Raw genomic sequence first — 596 nt, 5'->3', positions numbered from 1 at the left:
CAGCCCTGCTATTGCCAGCCGTCACGCTAACAACGTTATTTGATGCCTGGCAGTGTCCTACTCTCGCATGGGGAGACCCCACACTACCATCGGCGCTACGGCGTTTCACTTCTGAGTTCGGCATGGGGTCAGGTGGGACCACCGCGCTATTGCCGCCAGGCAAATTCTGTTTTATTTCAGCCGTTGTGTACTTTCACACAACCACCAAAACCAATCTGCAAACAAGCCAAAAATCTCTGTCACGTCTCTAAAACACCTTCGGTGTTGTAAGGTTAAGCCTCACGGTTCATTAGTACTGGTTAGCTCAATGCATCGCTGCACTTACACACCCAGCCTATCAACGTCTTCGTCTTAAACGTTCCTTTAGCGGACTTAAAGTCCAAGGGAAGACTCATCTCGAGGCAAGTTTCGCGCTTAGATGCTTTCAGCGCTTATCTCTTCCGCACTTAGCTACCGGGCAATGCCATTGGCATGACAACCCGAACACCAGTGGTGCGTTCACTCCGGTCCTCTCGTACTAGGAGCAACCCCTCTCAATCTTCCAACGCCCACGGCAGATAGGGACCGAACTGTCTCACGACGTTCTGAACCCAGCT

2 rRNA genes are annotated in these 596 nt (G+C 51.8%); both read right to left on the bottom strand.

The features are described from left to right. Window positions 1–44: 44 nt before the first annotated feature. A 5S ribosomal RNA gene (gene rrf, locus ACFPTP_RS10030) occupies window positions 45–160 on the bottom strand. 108 nt (window positions 161–268) lie between these two features. Continuing rightward, window positions 269–596 (bottom strand): 23S ribosomal RNA (locus ACFPTP_RS10025); the annotation flags it as partial.

Origin of the sequence: Sporosarcina koreensis, from assembly GCF_042655825.1 — a bacterium.
Lineage (GTDB): Bacteria > Bacillota > Bacilli > Bacillales_A > Planococcaceae > Sporosarcina > Sporosarcina koreensis.
The sequence above is the reverse complement of the archived record's forward strand: the minus strand, read 5'-3'. Positions and strand labels throughout refer to the sequence as shown.